The sequence below is a fragment of the Arsukibacterium sp. UBA3155 genome (genome assembly GCA_002364615.1).
GTDB lineage: Bacteria > Pseudomonadota > Gammaproteobacteria > Enterobacterales > Alteromonadaceae > Alishewanella.
Map to the genome: position 1 here is coordinate 1 of DEYP01000020.1, position 16,866 is coordinate 16,866.

General features: G+C 44.8%; 19 protein-coding genes. 10 read left to right on the plus strand and 9 right to left on the minus strand.

Annotated features, from left to right (window positions below; all coding sequences use genetic code 11):
• Positions 1-131 precede the first annotated feature (131 nt).
• The gene (locus B2X65_RS09660) at positions 132-1,763 is read left to right on the plus strand and encodes a response regulator (RefSeq protein ID WP_290612298.1); all 1,632 of its coding nucleotides are present in this window, start codon (positions 132-134) and stop codon (positions 1,761-1,763) included.
• Positions 1,764-1,792: 29 nt separating this feature from the next.
• Here the strand turns inward: B2X65_RS09660 and deoC are convergent, their stop codons facing one another.
• Both deoC and B2X65_RS09670 read right to left on the minus strand, forming a co-directional pair.
• Positions 1,793-2,527 (minus strand): deoxyribose-phosphate aldolase, encoded by a 735-nt coding sequence (gene deoC, locus B2X65_RS09665; protein ID WP_290612299.1) that lies wholly within the window; start codon positions 2,525-2,527, stop codon positions 1,793-1,795.
• Between the two features lie 282 nt (positions 2,528-2,809).
• Positions 2,810-3,490, minus strand: a complete 681-nt coding sequence (locus B2X65_RS09670; protein ID WP_290612301.1) for a M48 family metallopeptidase — start codon at positions 3,488-3,490, stop codon at positions 2,810-2,812.
• Positions 3,491-3,583: 93 nt separating this feature from the next.
• Here B2X65_RS09670 and xthA point away from each other — a divergent pair, with 93 nt between their 5' ends.
• The gene (gene xthA / locus B2X65_RS09675) at positions 3,584-4,399 is read left to right on the plus strand and encodes an exodeoxyribonuclease III (protein ID WP_290612302.1); all 816 of its coding nucleotides are present in this window, start codon (positions 3,584-3,586) and stop codon (positions 4,397-4,399) included.
• 22 nt (positions 4,400-4,421) lie between these two features.
• On the opposite strand, the gene yfbV is transcribed toward xthA, so the two are convergent.
• A complete protein-coding gene (gene yfbV, locus B2X65_RS09680) occupies positions 4,422-4,862 on the minus strand; it encodes a terminus macrodomain insulation protein YfbV (protein WP_290612303.1) in 441 nt (146 codons plus the stop codon).
• Positions 4,863-5,434: 572 nt separating this feature from the next.
• Here yfbV and B2X65_RS09685 point away from each other — a divergent pair.
• From B2X65_RS09685 to B2X65_RS09700, 4 genes are read left to right on the plus strand one after another with little or no spacing between them, the layout of a single operon-like run.
• Entirely contained in the window at positions 5,435-5,782 is a 348-nt protein-coding gene (locus B2X65_RS09685; protein WP_290612304.1) for an ArsC family reductase, read from the plus strand.
• 1 nt (position 5,783) lies between these two features.
• Positions 5,784-6,944 (plus strand): succinyl-diaminopimelate desuccinylase, encoded by a 1,161-nt coding sequence (gene dapE / locus B2X65_RS09690; RefSeq protein WP_290612305.1) that lies wholly within the window; start codon positions 5,784-5,786, stop codon positions 6,942-6,944.
• Positions 6,941-7,630, plus strand: a complete 690-nt coding sequence (locus tag B2X65_RS09695; protein WP_290612306.1) for a M15 family metallopeptidase — start codon at positions 6,941-6,943, stop codon at positions 7,628-7,630. The genes dapE and B2X65_RS09695 overlap by 4 nt, the downstream gene beginning before the upstream one ends.
• Complete coding sequence (locus B2X65_RS09700; RefSeq protein ID WP_290612308.1) at positions 7,630-7,827, plus strand: DUF2897 family protein; 198 nt, start codon at positions 7,630-7,632, stop codon at positions 7,825-7,827. The genes B2X65_RS09695 and B2X65_RS09700 overlap by 1 nt, the downstream gene beginning before the upstream one ends.
• Here B2X65_RS09700 and yejK read toward each other — a convergent pair.
• Positions 7,781-8,824, minus strand: a complete 1,044-nt coding sequence (gene yejK, locus B2X65_RS09705) for a nucleoid-associated protein YejK (protein ID WP_290612309.1) — start codon at positions 8,822-8,824, stop codon at positions 7,781-7,783. The genes B2X65_RS09700 and yejK overlap by 47 nt on opposite strands.
• Before the next feature lie 70 nt (positions 8,825-8,894).
• Here yejK and B2X65_RS09710 point away from each other — a divergent pair, with 70 nt between their 5' ends.
• Both B2X65_RS09710 and B2X65_RS09715 read left to right on the plus strand, forming a co-directional pair.
• Complete coding sequence (locus B2X65_RS09710; RefSeq protein WP_290612310.1) at positions 8,895-9,119, plus strand: DUF1414 domain-containing protein; 225 nt, start codon at positions 8,895-8,897, stop codon at positions 9,117-9,119.
• Between the two features lie 6 nt (positions 9,120-9,125).
• Positions 9,126-10,649 (plus strand): DUF3413 domain-containing protein, encoded by a 1,524-nt coding sequence (locus B2X65_RS09715; protein WP_290612311.1) that lies wholly within the window; start codon positions 9,126-9,128, stop codon positions 10,647-10,649.
• A 35-nt stretch (positions 10,650-10,684) separates the two neighbouring features.
• On the opposite strand, the gene B2X65_RS09720 is transcribed toward B2X65_RS09715, so the two are convergent.
• On the minus strand, positions 10,685-11,017 hold the full coding sequence (locus tag B2X65_RS09720; protein WP_290612312.1) for a hypothetical protein: 333 nt from the start codon (positions 11,015-11,017) through the stop codon (positions 10,685-10,687).
• A gap of 203 nt (positions 11,018-11,220) precedes the next feature.
• Here B2X65_RS09720 and B2X65_RS09725 point away from each other — a divergent pair, with 203 nt between their 5' ends.
• Together B2X65_RS09725 and B2X65_RS09730 are read left to right on the plus strand one after the other, a co-directional pair.
• Positions 11,221-12,054, plus strand: a complete 834-nt coding sequence (locus tag B2X65_RS09725; RefSeq protein WP_290612313.1) for a CvfB family protein — start codon at positions 11,221-11,223, stop codon at positions 12,052-12,054.
• Entirely contained in the window at positions 12,044-13,108 is a 1,065-nt protein-coding gene (locus tag B2X65_RS09730) for a DUF5924 family protein (RefSeq protein ID WP_290612314.1), read from the plus strand. The genes B2X65_RS09725 and B2X65_RS09730 overlap by 11 nt, the downstream gene beginning before the upstream one ends.
• A gap of 56 nt (positions 13,109-13,164) precedes the next feature.
• Here B2X65_RS09730 and B2X65_RS09735 read toward each other — a convergent pair whose 3' ends face one another.
• From B2X65_RS09735 to B2X65_RS09750, 4 genes are all read right to left on the minus strand, one after another.
• Positions 13,165-13,356, minus strand: coding sequence for a CsbD family protein (locus B2X65_RS09735; protein WP_290612316.1), 192 nt, complete (start codon positions 13,354-13,356; stop codon positions 13,165-13,167).
• Between the two features lie 239 nt (positions 13,357-13,595).
• Positions 13,596-14,843 (minus strand): SAM-dependent methyltransferase, encoded by a 1,248-nt coding sequence (locus B2X65_RS09740; protein ID WP_290612318.1) that lies wholly within the window; start codon positions 14,841-14,843, stop codon positions 13,596-13,598.
• Between the two features lie 2 nt (positions 14,844-14,845).
• On the minus strand, positions 14,846-15,598 hold the full coding sequence (locus B2X65_RS09745) for a DUF1365 domain-containing protein (RefSeq protein WP_290612319.1): 753 nt from the start codon (positions 15,596-15,598) through the stop codon (positions 14,846-14,848).
• Positions 15,598-16,854, minus strand: coding sequence for an NAD(P)/FAD-dependent oxidoreductase (locus B2X65_RS09750; RefSeq protein ID WP_290612320.1), 1,257 nt, complete (start codon positions 16,852-16,854; stop codon positions 15,598-15,600). The genes B2X65_RS09745 and B2X65_RS09750 overlap by 1 nt, the downstream gene beginning before the upstream one ends.
• Between the last annotated feature and the right edge of the window lie 12 nt (positions 16,855-16,866).

The window sequence follows — 16,866 nt, forward strand, 5'->3', positions numbered from 1 at the left end:
TCGAATCCTTCCCCCTCCACCATTGCCTGCTGCTATACCTAGCACCCACTGTCTCAACTGTTTTAATTAACTTGCTAAACCGCGCTATTTTTCCGACACTTAGCGTATTCAGGCTATAGTGTAAGGCGCTAATGCAAAATAAGACTTTGGAGAATCAACGGATATTAATTGTTGATGACCAGCGCGCATTCCAGTTAATGTTTAAAGGTGTTCTTTACTCAATGGGCGCAACCAATGTCGCCTTTGCACCAACCGGTGAACAGGCTCTGGCTAAATGCAGCAATACCGACTTCGATATCCTTTTTGTTGATTATCACCTGGGTATCGGGAAAAACGGTAAACAATTGCTCGAAGATCTGCGGGAAAAGAAGCTCCTTAAACCCCATAGCATATTTATGTTAATTACCGGAGAAAACTCAGTACCGGTGGTGGTTAGTGCTGTCGAGCTTGAACCTGACGATTATCTGGTCAAACCCTTTTCTCAAAGTGTTTTGCGAAGCAGAATAATTCGGATCCAGCACAAAAAAGAGCGGTTAGCTGGCTTATTTAACGCCTTATATGGCAATGACTCCGAGCAGGTTATTGCATTTTGCCAACAGGAAATAGCAGAGACAGGTCGCTATCAGCAATTTTGCAAACGTGTTTTATCTGAGAATTTATTAGCATTAAAACGTTATAGTGAAGCAGAGCAGATTTTAAGCAGCTGCCTTGAACTCAGACGCAATGGCTGGGCGCTGATATTGATGGCCAGGTTGTATTTTGAGCAAAAGCGTTTTTCGGAAAGTAAGACATTGTGTGATGAAGCGCTGGAAGATAACCGTTTATTCGCCGAAGCATATGATATTAAAGCACGTAGTTGTCTGGCTGAAGATGATCCCGAGCAAGCATTCGTTAGCATTCAGGCGGCCACTGATATTGCCCCTTACTCTATGCATCGCCAGTATTTGTATATGGATATCGCTCACGCTTTAGAAGATACCACAGCTAAAGTACTCGCCAGCAAACAGCTTTATGAAATAACCCGCCGCTCTATTCGACAGGATGTAAGTCATTTACTCAATTACATTCGAAGTATCATCGCTGCCGCTACCCTTAGCGATGATCCACAGCAACGCAATCGTTATTCTCAGGAAGTAGCAATTGCTTTACAGCGGGCACGACGTGATGACAGCTTAATCAGGGAAACTGACTTCGATCTTTTTGAAATTTTATGCCAAGCAAGGCTTGACTCAATAAGCGGTCAGCAGTATCAGGCAAAGAAAACTTACGCTGCGGTTGCACAACTTGCTGAAACACAGCAACAGGTAATACCGGATACCGTACTACTTCTTAATCAGATTGGCGAGTTTGAACAAGCAGATCGGCTGGCAATGTTTATTGACGCAGACCAAAGAAACGATCCGGTGTTGGAGCGACTATTATCAGAGCAACAGCGGCAGAACCAGTCTCATCAGCAACATTTTGCGCAATTAAACAAAGACGGGATCCGCCAATATAAAGACGGACAGTATCTGGCTGCACTTGCTTTGTTTGAGCAAGCATTGGATTTGGCACCGATGAATACAGGCTGTGCTCTGAACGTTATTCAAACCAGCTTACAATTGCTTAAAACCCATAGTAAAGCACCAGGTAGCAGTATGCTGGAGCGCTGTAAAAAAGCGTTTAGAATTGTCGATAATATGCCATTACCCGAACATCACCGAAAACGCTATGAGGAACTGCTGAATCAATTTTCAAAGTTAAAACAGGAAAAGCGACGCTAATACCCTAATGTGCAAAATCGCAACGGGCGTTAGTACGTCGCAAGCTGCTCTGCTAACTCAGTAACCAGTGCGCTGGCCCCAATTCTCATCGTTGCGCTGGTGGCAGTGACTCCCGTTAACTGTTCATACAGGTCAACTAATTGCAGCGCCTGGCCAACAGTGCGTACCCCACCTGAGGCTTTGAACCCTACCGGGCGATTCGCCGCCGCAATTATCGTTAACATGATCCGCGCCGCTTCCTCTGTTATTCCCACCGGCACTTTGCCGGTTGACGACTTAATAAAATCAGCACCCGCATCTATGGCCAACTCGGTCGCTTTAGCAACTTGCTGCGCGGTGATAAGCTCGCCAGATTCTAGAATGACTTTTAAACAATGTGCCCCGCATGCACGGCGAACGCCACTTAAAAACGTACTAACGTATTGGTGCTCACCACGCATTAGCGCCTGATACGGTATTACGCAATCAATTTCTGTGGCACCGGCGGCCAGGGCGCTGCTAATTTGCTGACAAACAACATCGAGCGGTGCATTACCATCGGGAAAATTTACTACTGAGGCTAAACCAGCAGGATGTTCAGATTCAAACATAAAACGGCTTAACTGGGGTAAATACGCCGGGTAAACACAATAAGCAGCAACAGCAACCGGCAACGTCGGTAACTGCGCTAACCATTTCGCCATCTGCTCAGTATTATCCGCATCATTTAATCGGGTAACATCAAGTAATTTACTCAGTTGTAATAAACGTAATCGATTGGTCATGGTAACTTCCATTAACGATATTCTGGCCTGAACAACTGCAATACTGCGCATCGACAGCAAACTTTGACAGGCTAAATTTGACTGGAAGAGTAAACCAAATAAGCGCAAAAATGCAAAAAAGAGAAAAAAAATATTATTTTTGGAATTTTTTAGAAATTAGCGAGTCACAGTTAATAGTTGTAATGTTGTGTTTACTTCTCTCCCTGAAATTGAGTTGTCCTTAGTTTATCGCCGGTTTTATACCGGCGCTTTTTTTTGTTCAGCTCAAGGCAGTAATTACCCTTACTCTACCAACTGCTGCTGAAAATAACTCAACCAGGCCTGTGCCTGTGGGTAGTCAGGTACATAACGGTTGATGATGCGCCAGAATTCCACCGAGTGATCCATCACCTGACGATGAGCCAGTTCATGAACGATGACATAATCATAAACCCATTCCGGCGCCATAATAAGCCGCCAGTTCAGACCTATTACACCATTGCTGTCACAATAACCCCAGCGTCGTTGCCACTGCCCCAGCCTTATTTCACAAAATGAAATGTCCATCACGTTTGCCCACGATAACAAACGTTGCTTAAATACAATATTAGCCTGTGCTTTTAGCCACTGCGCAAGAAGTTGATTTTGCCATGCCGAAAGATGAGTACTGCTAACCCGGTTACTAACCGTGATTATTATCTTTTGCCCGGCAACAGCCACGTCACTTTTAGTTGCTCTGCAACATACTACTTCTAACGTGTTTCCTTTAAATAATATTTCTGCGCGTTGCTGCCAGCTCAATGCCGGGGGCTGAGACTGTTGATGTAACAAATGACGCTGTATCCAGGGCTGTTTAGTTTGTATCAGGTGTTCAATACGTTTGCTGTTGCATCCCACTGGTGCCCGAACCGTCACCTGGCCATGCCGTATAACAATTGCCAGGGTTCGACGACGACTGTATACAATTTTGTAGTCAGCCAGCATTGTCAGCAAACTCCGGGGTCAGTCTGACTTACCGTCTGAGCGCTTCGCATGCTATGATGCAAACTTGTTCCAGGTTGAGGCATATAGTGCAACATGAAAATAATCTCTTTTAATATTAATGGTATCCGCGCAAGACTGCATCAACTGCAGGCGCTGATTGACAAACATCAACCCGATATTATTGGTTTGCAGGAAATAAAAGTCCATGACGATGAATTTCCGATGACGCAAGTCATGGCAATGGGTTACCACGTATACCATTTCGGCCAGAAAGGTCATTATGGCGTAGCTATTTTAAGTAAACAAGCTGCCACCGAGATGCAATATGGTTTTCCCGGTGATGCAGAAGATGCCCAACGCAGAATGTTGATTGGCCGCTATTTGCTGGAAAATGGTAAAACCCTCACGGTTCTTAATGGTTACTTTCCCCAAGGGGAAAACCGCAGTCATCCGACAAAATTCCCGGCAAAAGAAAAGTTTTATGCTGACTTGCAGCATTATATAGAGCAACACCACCGTCCTGACGAGTATCTTTCAGTCATCGGTGATATCAATATTTCGCCTGTTGATACCGATATTGGTATAGGCGAAGCCAACGCTAAACGCTGGTTGCGTGAAGGTAAAACGTCATTCTTGCCAGAAGAGCGTGCCTGGCTGCAACGGCTGAAAGACTGGGGTTTAATTGATACCTACCGTCAGCTGTATCCAGACGAAAATAGCCAGTTCAGTTGGTTTGATTATCGTTCAAAAGGGTTTAACGATAACAGAGGACTGCGTATCGATGTCGTAATGGCCACCTTACCAATGGCTGAGCGATGCATTGAGTCAGGCATTGACTACGAGTTACGGGGTATTGAAAGGCCTTCAGATCATGCGCCGGTATGGTCAGTCTTTAATTTAAACAACTGATATTAGTTATTGCTAATGCGGCCTATAGCCAGGGCCGCATAAATGTTTTGTCCAGTTGTTTGTATGCTGCCGCCAATGTATTGGCCAAGTCTAAATAATTACGTGGCTCGCTGGCCGTGTGGGGCTTAATGCCTTGTTCTTGCATCTGCATACGAATTTGCCTGCACCAGCTTACCAGCGCCGGGGGCAATTGTGTTGAAGAGCGAACCCCAAGCCAATACCAGCCTTGTAACGGCAGTGATAAAATAAACAACATCATTGCCAAAATTTGACCGGTAAAATTACTGCCAAGTAAAGTTAACTGGAAAAATGCCGTCAGCACCGCCAAACCGGGCAAAAACCGCAAGCCAAGACGGGTAAGTTGAATAATTTTATTTTCAGGGAACAAGGCGTTAAGCTCAGGTTTAACAGGCCATGTCTGACTGTAATGACGCCCTTCCTGTAATAACGTAATTAATTTCATTGTTCAAGCCCCTCACATTACTACGGCCAACTTCTACTTTAGCATAATTATGATACGTTGCGCAGGCACAACTGTATCAATGCATCTGTATCAGTTTATCGTCGGCCGAGCTGCATAACCGATAAAAGCGCTGCCAGAACATGGCAACTGTTCTTTTTAACTTAAATAGCATTAAAATTGACCATGTAAGATTAAAGCAACTTTCAGGCCAAGTAATTTATTAATAATTATCATGCATTTAGCTTGAATCAGCTGTGTTACCAACAATCTTACCCACAGAAGCTGTGGACAAGTTTCATAGCTGAAACGCTTAACCACCAGCAGCTGTCAGTATTTTTACCATTAAAAAACCACGTTTCGAAAAAAATTCATCATCAAGTCATCTTTCTGACATGTTAGGCGTAAGCCATTAAGTCAGAGCCCTTAATAAAGGTGCATTTAGCTAAAACTAACTACAGAAAATAAATTATTATTACGATAGTATTGTTGCAGATAAGTGCTGCCTGCAGATCGGAAAAACACTGAGTGTTGATTTTAGTAATACAATTACTGCTGATAACGGAAAACTGTTTATGATTAAAATGTACGGTATCAAAAACTGCGATACCATTAAAAAAGCCAGAAAATGGCTGGAACAGCATCAACTGGACTATCAGTTCATAGATTATCGCCAGGATGGGCTGACCGCAGAGCAACTCGCTGTTTTCTGTCAGCAACTGGGATGGCAAAACTTGTTAAACACCCGCGGCACCACGTACCGGGCGCTACCACCAGAGCGCAGGAACAACCTGACAGAATCACTTGCGCAGCATCTGATGCTGCAACAACCGGCAATGATTAAGCGACCATTGTTACAACGAAATGACAGCTATATTTTGGGCTTCAATGCCGAAACTTACCAACAACTACTGGAAGATTGAAATGAGCTGGCTTGATCCACAACAAAACCCGGTACTTGCCCTGGCAATGGATTTAATTTCAAGAGAGTCCGTTACCCCGTCCGACGCAGGATGTCAGCCATTAATGGCAAAACGATTAGCCTCAGTCGGTTTTGACATTGAGATGCTGGAATTTGCAGATACGTTAAATATGTGGGCCAGGCATGGCCGAGACAAGCCGCTATTTTGCTTTGCCGGGCACACCGATGTCGTGCCAACCGGGCCTCTGTCTCAATGGCATACTCCTCCTTTTACCCCTTCTATTATTGGTGATAATTTATTCGGCCGTGGCGCAGCGGATATGAAAGGCAGCCTGGCGGCAATGGTTATTGCCACCGAACGCTTTTTAACTGAGTGCCCTGATCCGGCCTTCAATATTGCCTATCTCATCACCAGTGACGAAGAAGGTCCTTTTATTAATGGTACGGTTCGGGTAATTGAAACCCTCGAAGCCAGAAATGAGAAAATAGACTGGTGCCTGGTAGGTGAACCTTCCAGTGGCCAGAAACTCGCCGATGTGATCAAAAATGGCCGCCGTGGCTCTTTAACCGGTCATCTGACCGTGCATGGTATTCAGGGCCACGTGGCCTACCCGCACCTGGCAGATAACCCTGTGCATAAAGCTGTTCCAGCACTGGCAGAGTTGGCCAGTGAACAATGGGATTCCGGTAATCACTACTTTCCGGCTACCAGTTTTCAGATTGCCAACATTAGCGCGGGTACCGGCGCCTCCAATATTGTGCCTGGCGAGCTGAAAGTCATGTTTAACTTTCGTTACAGCACTGAAGTTACTGCAGAGCAACTGCAACAACGGGTATATGCCATGCTGGACAAGTATGGGCTGAATTATCAACTAGACTGGACGCTAAATGGCTTACCCTTTCTGACAGATAGTGGCAGTTTAGTTGAAGCGGTGGTTAATGCTGTTGAACAGGTGCAAGGTTTCAGTCCACGACTGGAAACAACAGGTGGCACCTCAGATGGTCGCTTTATTGCGCCAACGGGCGCTCAGGTCGTAGAGCTTGGCCCCTGCAACGCCACTATACATAAAGTGAATGAATGTGTTTCTATCCATGATCTAACGGTACTCGCAGATATTTACCAGGCTCTGTTGCAACAACTTCAGCAAAAACTGTCAGTATGAACATCCAGCAACCCAGCAGCGCCATATTAACCGGTTGTACTGAGGCCCATCTGGTAGCGCTGGAAGATGGTGCACTTATTCACAACCAGATGCAAAATGCCTGGCATAACCTGTGTCAGGCGGCTGCAACAGACGGCATCGAGATTAGAATTGTCTCTGCATTTCGAGGTTTTCGGCGTCAGGCCGCCATCTGGCAGGCGAAATGCGATGGCCTGCGCCCGACATATGATTTGCAACAGCAGCAAGTGGCTGTCACCCGGTTGAACGGGCTGGCGAAACTACAGGCAATTTTATTGTACTCTGCCCTGCCCGGTGCCAGTAGGCATCACTGGGGGACAGAGCTGGATATCTATGATGCTGGCGCAGTCGCATCAGACTACCAACCCCGGTTATTGCCAAGTGAATATGAGGCACAGGGCCCGTTTACCAAATTAAACCAGTGGTTAAGTACTGAGGCGGTTAAGTTCGGTTTTTTCCGACCATACCGCCAATACCGCGGTGGTGTTGCCGCTGAACCATGGCATCTGAGTTATGCCCCCATTGCCAAGCCTTATTTGCAGGAATTTAATATTGCGACATTAACGTCCTGCCTGCAACAGCATCCTATCGCAGAGCAACATTGCGTGCTGGCTAATTTACCGCAACTGTATCAGACTTACGTTACCAATATTTGCGAGGAAAGCTAATGAATTGGCCACTATTCTGGGCGCTGTTGTTTGGCTTTGGCATGATCGTCGGCAACATTATGCTGGTTAAGCATTCTGCGAAGATGAAAATGCCAAGCCTAAAAGATGCTAAAGAAACCCAACCCAGGTCAGATAGCACTGCTGACAAGACTACTCGTCGTCAGTCTGACGCTGAAAAGCCGAATAGCCCTGAATGAAACGTTGCAGCTGATCCCGTAAATTAGGTGGGGTACCTTTAATTATCAGGGTGTCAGTGCCTACATCATACTGCACCCTGTCACCAATGAGTTTTTCATCAAAACTCAACGATAATCCACCTCCCGCGCCATTAAACTTTACCATCTTCTTCAATTCTTTTACTTCTACCGGAAATTGCTCGGCGACTTCAAGTTGCTGTTCAGCACAATAGTGTAAAAAACCATTCTCCTGCTCTGGGTCAACCACCGCTGAAAGCTCAGCCAGTACTACATCCTGACCTGCCTTGGCCCGCTCTTCACAATAATCAAACACCTGACGTCGGGCGGACGTTTTTTCACCTTGCTCAAATTCAGCCGCAGCAAAATATTCTTCAACAGAGGATAACACTTTCTGGCTGTTTTGCCGTGCGTCTGCGCCTTCCAGGCAGCCGAGAAAATCAAGGAAAAAATCAGCCACTTTTCTGCCCGCACGACCCCGAATAAAACTGATGTAGTTACCCGCCTCGGCATTAACCTTATATTCCGTAAGATCTAAACGCGCCGCCAACTGCATTCTGGCGATATCAAGATGTCGTGACGTCGACAAATCCAATTGTTCAGTAAGTGCAAAATGATCCTTGCTACCAAGTAAACAGACTAACAAAAACTCGCTTGCCAAATATCGGTAATGCCCCAGTAATAAATAACCCGTTTCGGGCAATTGGTGGCTGCTTAACTGGCTAATTAAAGAATCGGTCATGGCTTTGGTAAAACCAAGATAATCGGTGTCGCCGCGTTGCCAGCTGGCGAGTGCCTGCGGTACGGCAGGATCTTTTTCCTCAGTAAAACTAGCGTATCCTTTAGCAGGCTTGCCATTGTAAGCCAGGTGCAATTGTTCCAATAAGGTTGAAACTGACCCGTCTGAACCGATCAATTGCTCACGGTAATGGGCACTGTGTTCCCCGCTGGCTGACAGATCAATATAATTAATCGCTAAATGCAGTACATCGACGGACATAATTTTTCCTGTTTTAACTGAAATCTGATACTATTCTTTAGTCTTAATATCATCATAATCTGAGTGACGCATGCCCATTGTATCAAAGTATTCCACTGCACAAATTGAAAATCTGGTAAATCAGCTTCTGGATACCTTTCACGCCAACAATGCAACCACTGAGCTTAGTCTGATGTGTTTGGGCAATGCCGTTAGTCATGTCATTAACAGTAGTGTCCCCGCACCACAACGCGCCGCTGTCGCCAGCCATTTTAGCCAGGCGTTAGCTGACGCCATCAGTACAAAAAGTAATTAATCCACAATGGTTATTGAACATAACTTATCGCTGGTTAAAAAAGTCAATCGGCTGCTAAGTTGGGGCCATTGGTTTAGCTTTTTTAATGTTTTACTGGCTTTAGCTGTCACCAGTATTTACTGGTTATCTGAACCCTCGCCAGCGACCCTTCTCGGTTGGATATACTTAATCTGTTATTGGCTGGGTCATACCGCTTTTCTTTGTTTTATGTTTTTTATCATTACGGTGTTTCCATTATCACTGATTTTCCCTTATCAAAAACATGTACGGGGTTTGGCGGCCCTGCTGGCTACCATTGGCATGGTGGTATTAATTTTCGATGCCTATGTTTATGCCAATCTCGGTTATCATATCGGTAGTACCTCTTACCATCAGACAATAGAGTTGTTGCAGCAGCAAATTGTCACAAATCTGCGTAATTTTATTCTTATTGTCAGTTGTGTAGCAGCCATATTGATCGCTGTTGAGCTTGTTATCAGTAATTACTGCTGGAAAAAAATTGCCAGGCTGAAACAAAGCCAGATTAGTAAACCATTAATGGTGATCTTTATCGGTAGCTTTATGTTAAGCCACTTGATCCATATTTATGCTGACGCCCGTTTAAAATGGGACGTGACCAAGCTGGATAATGTATTACCGTTCTCATACCCGGCGACAGCAAAAAGCTTCCTGGCAAGGTATCAACTGGTCGATCTGGCAAAACGAGCACAGCGTCAGGCAGACAAACTCAGTATATCCAGCCCGGAGCTCAGTTTGCGCCAGTTACAATGTGCCACAACTCAGGTTGAACCCATTCAGATCATCATTGCTAACGACATATCGCATCAAACCATGGAGTTTATGCGCCAGCAGGGTTTACGTCTGCATCAGCAACACTTTGCGCCGAACAATAAGAATGAAGCACTTCTGCACCTGTTGTACGGCCAGTTTTTTCTGGCAGAAGACAGCCAGCAGCAACTGAATGAACCTCCTGCGTTTATTCAGCAACTACCGGCCGGCACTTTGCATATTGACAGTAAATCGTCTTCTATTAACATGCAGTTGCCCTGGATAGACTCTGAAACAAATGCAAATAACGCCTTAGTTAATATTGTGTTTGATGACTCGCCACAAGCGAATTGGGAAGAATATAAACACTATAAGTATATCGTGCTATTACCGCTAACCAGTAAACAGCCAACCTTTGTTTTAGCACCGGTTACGTCGATGATCCGCTGGCCACAGCTACACGCACAGTTAACAAATTTAAGCTCGCAGCATCTTGATTTACTGCCGACATCACTTAGCTGGGCCGGGTGCGTTACTGAAAAAAGCTGGTTAGGTGACAACCTGCTGCAAACCCCTACTTTACCTAAGCTCAGTATCAGCAAACAGGATATTGTCAGTATTCGCAAAGACAAAATGGTGGTACTGCGACAAGACGGTAGTTACGGCGTTTGGTCAGCAGGCACATTGCTACCGTTGAACGAAAAACTGGATATTCCGATGCTGACTGACGCCTTAAAAAGGCTGGAAAACACGACAGACTGAACCCGCCAGGCATTGCGAGAAACAAATAGCTGAGTTTATTGCAGGGTTTTAGGCGCTCTTATCTTCGGCCTTTTACCTGCAAGCTCTAACTCAGCTAAATGGAGTAAATTGGTATAAACAATGGGCGGCACCGGCTCATGAAAACGCTCCAGAAAGGCGATTTGCGCATCTTTGATTAACTGCTGACATAACTGATCATACTGGCTGTAACCATCATAAGAATAAGGCTCATCGAGGTCAGCCAACCCAACTTCCCGCTGCCTGCGCATAAACCAGTTAAGTAAAAACTCATACTGTTTAATATCGAGCCATTGCCGACAATCCATCATGCTACTTAAACCCGTTAGTGTGTTGGAAAAATATTTCACGTCATAATCACTGCAAGGCAGTAATTATAGTGTTGCATAAAACATATCGCGTTAATTTGCGCAACACAATAATACGTTACGTTCGTCCCTCATCGCTCGATCAAATCCCTGTATCAACTTATGAAACGTGATGCTAAATAAGCCCTGCAGCGTGCCATAAAAGGAGTTACAATACGCCCATAGCAACTTAATTTGGATTACTGATGATTGCACTGGGCACCCTGAACACGTTAACCGTTAAAAAGCAGGTTAAGTTTGGTTTTTACTTAGACGGGTTAAGTTGGGGCGAAATTTTGTTACCCAATAATGTGGCGCCAGCTGGTCTGGAAATTGGTCAGCAATTAGAGGTTTTTCTTTATCTGGATTCAGAAGATCAACTTATTGCAACGACAGAAAAACCAGCAATAATGGTTGGTAAAGTTGCTATGCTACCCGTTGTTGCGGTCACAAAAGTGGGTGCTTTTTTAAACTGGGGCCTGAAAAAAGATTTGCTGGTGCCGTTTAGTGAGCAACAGATCCCTTTAAAAGAAGGCCAGAAGTATCTGGTTTATTGCTACGTCGATGTCAGTAACCGAATTGTTGCTTCTACAAAACTAGACCGCCATTTGCATAAAACGGAACCCCGTTACAATATTGGCGATAAGGTCGATATCATTATCAGTGAGCAAACCGATATAGGGTATAAAGCGGTTGTGGAACTGTGTCACTGGGGCGTACTGTATAAAAACGAAGTATTTAAGCCGCTGCGCAAGGGAGACAAGTTAACCGCGTATATCGTGAAGGTGCGGGATGACGGTAAAATTGATTTACGCTTAACTGCCACCACCTACAAACAGGCGTTAGAACTCACCACTAAAATACTAACAAAATTAGAGCAGAATGGTGGCAAGCTCGCATTAACAGATAAAAGTTCACCAGAGCTCATTTATCAGGCCTTTGGTGTCAGTAAAAAAGCCTACAAGCAAGCGATTGGTGCGCTGTATAAAGATAAAAAAATTGTCATCTTAGATGCAGGTATTATGTTAGTTGGCAGCTAAACGTACTGTAGAAAACACGCTTTCCAGGTTACAGCCAGCATTTAACTGGCTTTTTGAGTTATTTCAGCGCCACGCCGGCTTGATGGCGGTATTAGCCTTTGTCTCTGGGATCGCCAGCTACGTACTGATAGATCGTAAAGAGTCGATAGCGCAGTTTATTGCGGCTTTTATGCTGGTAAGCTGGGTAGTACTGGTTGCAGATAACTGGCTAACAACCACCTTGGAACGACGTTTTGGCTGGCGCTTGTCACCACTAGTGGTGCGCTTTCTAACCCAGTTAGTCCATCAGGAAAGTTTGTTTTTTGCCCTACCCTTCTTTTTAGCTGTAACCAACTGGGATCATGGCCAGGCGGTATTTACCAGCGTACTGCTGCTTTGTGCGTTAATATCCATTATTGATCCCTTGTACTACAAGCATCTCGCGACCCGATATGCGTTGTTTGTCGCATTTCACACTCTGGCACTATTTGTAGTGATGCTGGTCGTTCTTCCTTTATTATTGCAACTGACTACACAGCAAAGCCTTATTGCAGCAATTATTGCTGCATTGGTTTTCAGTTTACCCAGTCTGGATCGGATTCTACCCCCGGCCCGCTGGTGGCGTTTACCACTTTTACTGACGATGCTCGCGGTGATGGCATTAGTGTTATGGCACTTACGTAGTTGGATCCCTCCTGCAGGTATGCGTCTGTCTGAAATTACTATCTCGCACCAGGTTGATGCCACTCAGCGCAGTGCTGGCAGCAATATTACCGAGCTTGACGTTACAGAGTTGCAGCAAGGTCTGTTCGCCTGGACAGCAGTAAGTGCTCCACGTGGTTTAAAGGAAAAAATTCATCATGTCTGGCTGTTAAATGGCAAAGAAGTCGATCGGATTGTGCTGGACATAACCGGTGGCCGGGATGCCGGTTACCGGGCCTGGAGCCATAAATTAGTGTTTCCGCCCTATCCTGCAGGCAAGTGGCAGGTGCAAGTTGTAACGGAATCGGGTAGGTTGATTGGCCTGACCCGATTTACCGTAACGCGTGGCAATAACAATAAAGATAACGATTAAAAAAGGGCCATCAGGCCCTTTGAATTATAGTGTTAATAACGACTGCATCGAAAACGTTAGTCTTTGAGTCTATTAAATTCTTTTTCAGCTTGATCCCGACTCATTCCGTAACGCTCTTGCATTTTGCCACAGAACTTCTCGAAATTTCCTTCAACCTGATCAACGTCATCGTCAGTTAACTTGCCCCATTTCTCTTGCACAGAGCCTTTCATCTGACGCCATTTACCTTCTGCAATATCACTATTCATCTTCGGACTCCCTTAGATCATTAACATAGCCTTGCCGCAGGGAAACTGTGTAACTTCATGCCGCGACACCTACAGTCTAATTGCTGCAATGGCCATACCAACAAAGCAGACTTAGCTATAACACTGAAATTACTAACTATATTTCAGAGAAGGATATAAAGGTTAACGTAAAATTAAAGAATAAAGCACAATTTACCGGTCAGCTTGAAAAAATTGCAGGCTGACCGGTAACCACAATCTTATGACCAGTTACCTCGATTATCTGGTTTTGATAACACCATATGCACAGCACTGGTAGCGCGCTCCATAAAACCACCCTCGCAATAGCACAGATAAAAATGCCATAGCCGGATAAAGTTATCGTCGTAGCCTAACTGATGCACAGCATCCCGATGATGCATAAAGTTATCACACCATAACTTCAGGGTTTTAGCATAATCAAAGCCAATATCCTGAACCTGACGTATCACTAAATCAGTTTTGCTGCTCACCGCTGTGGCCATCCTGCCAATGGAGGGTAAACATCCGCCTGGAAACACATAACGCTTGATAAAATCGACCTCCCGAACATATTGTTTATAGCGTTGATCAACAATAGTGATTGCCTGCAATACCATTACGCCATCTGGCTTAAGCAAACTGGCGCATTTCTGAAAGTATTCATCCAGATAATCGTCGCCCACTGCCTCAATCATTTCTATCGATACTAACTTATCGTAATGACCGGACAAATCCCTGTAGTCTTCAAACAGCAGGGTTATCTTATCTTCCAGGCCTAAAGCCGCAACTTTTGCTTTAGCGTAAGCCAGTTGTTCGGCTGAAATTGTCGTCGTGGTCACTTTGCAGCCATAATGCTGGGCCGCGTAAATTGCCATACCTCCCCAACCGGTACCAATTTCAATTAAATGATCAGTTGGCTTTAACTGTAACTTGTCACAAATCTGTTTAAGTTTATATTGCTGAGCGTTGGCTAGGTCAGAAGTTTCTGTTGGGAAAACAGCGCTCGAATACATCATGCTGTCATCCAAAAACAACTGATACATGTCGTTGCCAAGGTCGTAGTGCGCCGCAATGTTCTTCTTCGCCTGATGTTTTGAATTACTGTTGCGCCAGTTAAGTGCTTTTAAAAAAGGTCGGCTTAATCTTGCCCAGGTAGAATCCATTTTATCCAGCAGTAGTAAATTTCGTCCAAAGATACGAACTAATGCGGTCAAATTGTCGCAGCGCCAATATCCCTGAATATAAGCTTCACCACCACCAACAGAACCTGCCAAAACTAACTTCTGGTAAAACGCCGGATCCAGTACCGTAAGGGTTACTTTTAAATCACTACCCTCTTCACCCAGTTGAAAACGTTGCTCTCCCTCGACGAGGGTAATATCACCGTGCTTTAACTGCCCTAAAAATGACAACGTAAATTTCCGGCAGAGCCGGTCAAACCAGCCCAAATTTGTAAAAACCGCCTGGTCGGTAAGCGATAAACTCATAACTACTTTTCCCTGGATTTTGGATGTTGATGCAGCGGTACCCGCTTAACAAAAAGTTTTAATGCCTGCCAATATATGCGCCACATTACCTGTACGTTCTGCCAAGGGTGGCGGATCAAGATCCGACGCCGGTTGGCGTTGTTCAGAGTAACGCGCTTGAGCTTAATCCAGGCACTGAACACTGCCTGCTGTGCTTTAATATTGGTAATACTACAGTACAACTCGCTGGCAGGCGCCGGTATTTGCCAACGATATTGCATATCCATTGGATTAAAAGGCGACACATGAAACGCCTTATCATGCTGATAAAAACCAGGATCACTACTTTGGCTATCAATTTTTTGCAAATAATAATGCCGTTCATTCCAGGGAGTGTTGCTTACCTCTGCCAACAAATAGCAAAAGGCCCCATCGCTGTCATAACAATAGTAAAGCGTAATCGGACTAAAATAATAACCCCAATTTGCCAGTGGGGTCAGTAAATACACGCTGACGACCGGCTTAACGCCACCTAATTCACGTACTTTATTCTGTACCGCAGCTGATAATGTATTATTGCCCGGCAAATAGTCACGACGCCGATAACTTATGGCGCCGAAAACCTCATAATTAATACCAACCTGAGATAGACTTTCTGTCGATAAAGCCTCGCAATCAAGCCAATAAGCATGATAAGTGTAATGAAAGCCATGAGGTTTCGGAATAAAGCGTTTATGACCGACAACACCGCAATACACCGCATGTCCCGCTTGCATTAATAACTGACTCCAAACATTTCAGCAACATCGACCGCGCTTCTGGCACCGTCCTCGTGGAATCCGTTATACCAGTATGCGCCGCAAAAATAACTATGATTTTGGCCATTTATCACTTTGCGATGCAATTGCGCCGCCATGGTCATCATGTTGTAAACAGGATGGGCGTAATGAAAAGTCCTGAGGATTTTATCTTTATCAATGGCGCCAGTGTCATTCAGAGTAACGCAAAACGTAACCGGAGCATCCAGGCGTTGTAATATATTCATATTATAAGTCAGGGTTGCACGGTCCCGCTCTGGCGCGTCTAAATTATAATTCCACGAAGCCCAGGCACCACGCCGTTTTGGTAATAAACCTGTGTCGGTGTGCAATACCACTTCATTTTTCTGATACGCAATAGCACCAAGAATCGACTGTTCATCCATTGTGGCGTCTTGCCCAAGTAACGCCAATGCCTGATCACTATGACAGGCAAACACTACTTTATCGAACTGCTGCTGTTGTCCGTCAGCAAATTTCAGAATAACACCCTGCTCATTACGGCTGACAGAGAGGATATGTTGCGATAATTTTAGGTTGTCAGTACCAAGCCTGGCAAGCAGCGCCTCAACATAACGTTTTGAGCCGCCCTTAATGACTGCCCACTGCGGCCTGTCCGTGACATTGAGCAAACCATGATTATTAAAAAAACGTAGAAAAAATCTTACCGGAAATGATGGCATCTCTGTTAATCCCGCAGACCAGATAGCCGCGCCCATGGGTAATAAATAGTTATCGCGCATCCCGCTGCCAAACTTATATTTAAGTAAAAATTCACCCAGTTTTAAATCAAGATCGGGATGATCTTCAGCAACTAATTGCTTACCTAACTTATTAAAGCGGACTATATCACGCAGCATACGCCAGAAAGAGGGCCGGAAAATATTCCGTTTCTGAGCAAAAAGACTGCCAAATGTGTTGCCATTGTATTCCAGATTTTGCTGCGAATTTTTAACCGAAAAACTCATTTCGGTATCGAGTTTTTCCACCGCCAGGTCTGCAATAAACTTATTGAATACTGGATACGTCCAATTGTTAAAGACAATGAAGCCGGTATCAATAGCATAAGACTTGCCGTCCACCTCAACATCAACAGTAGCAGTATGTCCGCCAAGATAATCATTTGCTTCAAACAGGGTAACATCGTGTTTTTGCTGTAATAAATACCAGCTGAGCATACCTGAAATGCCCCCGCCAATTACTGCTATACGCATTCACGCTTCCTT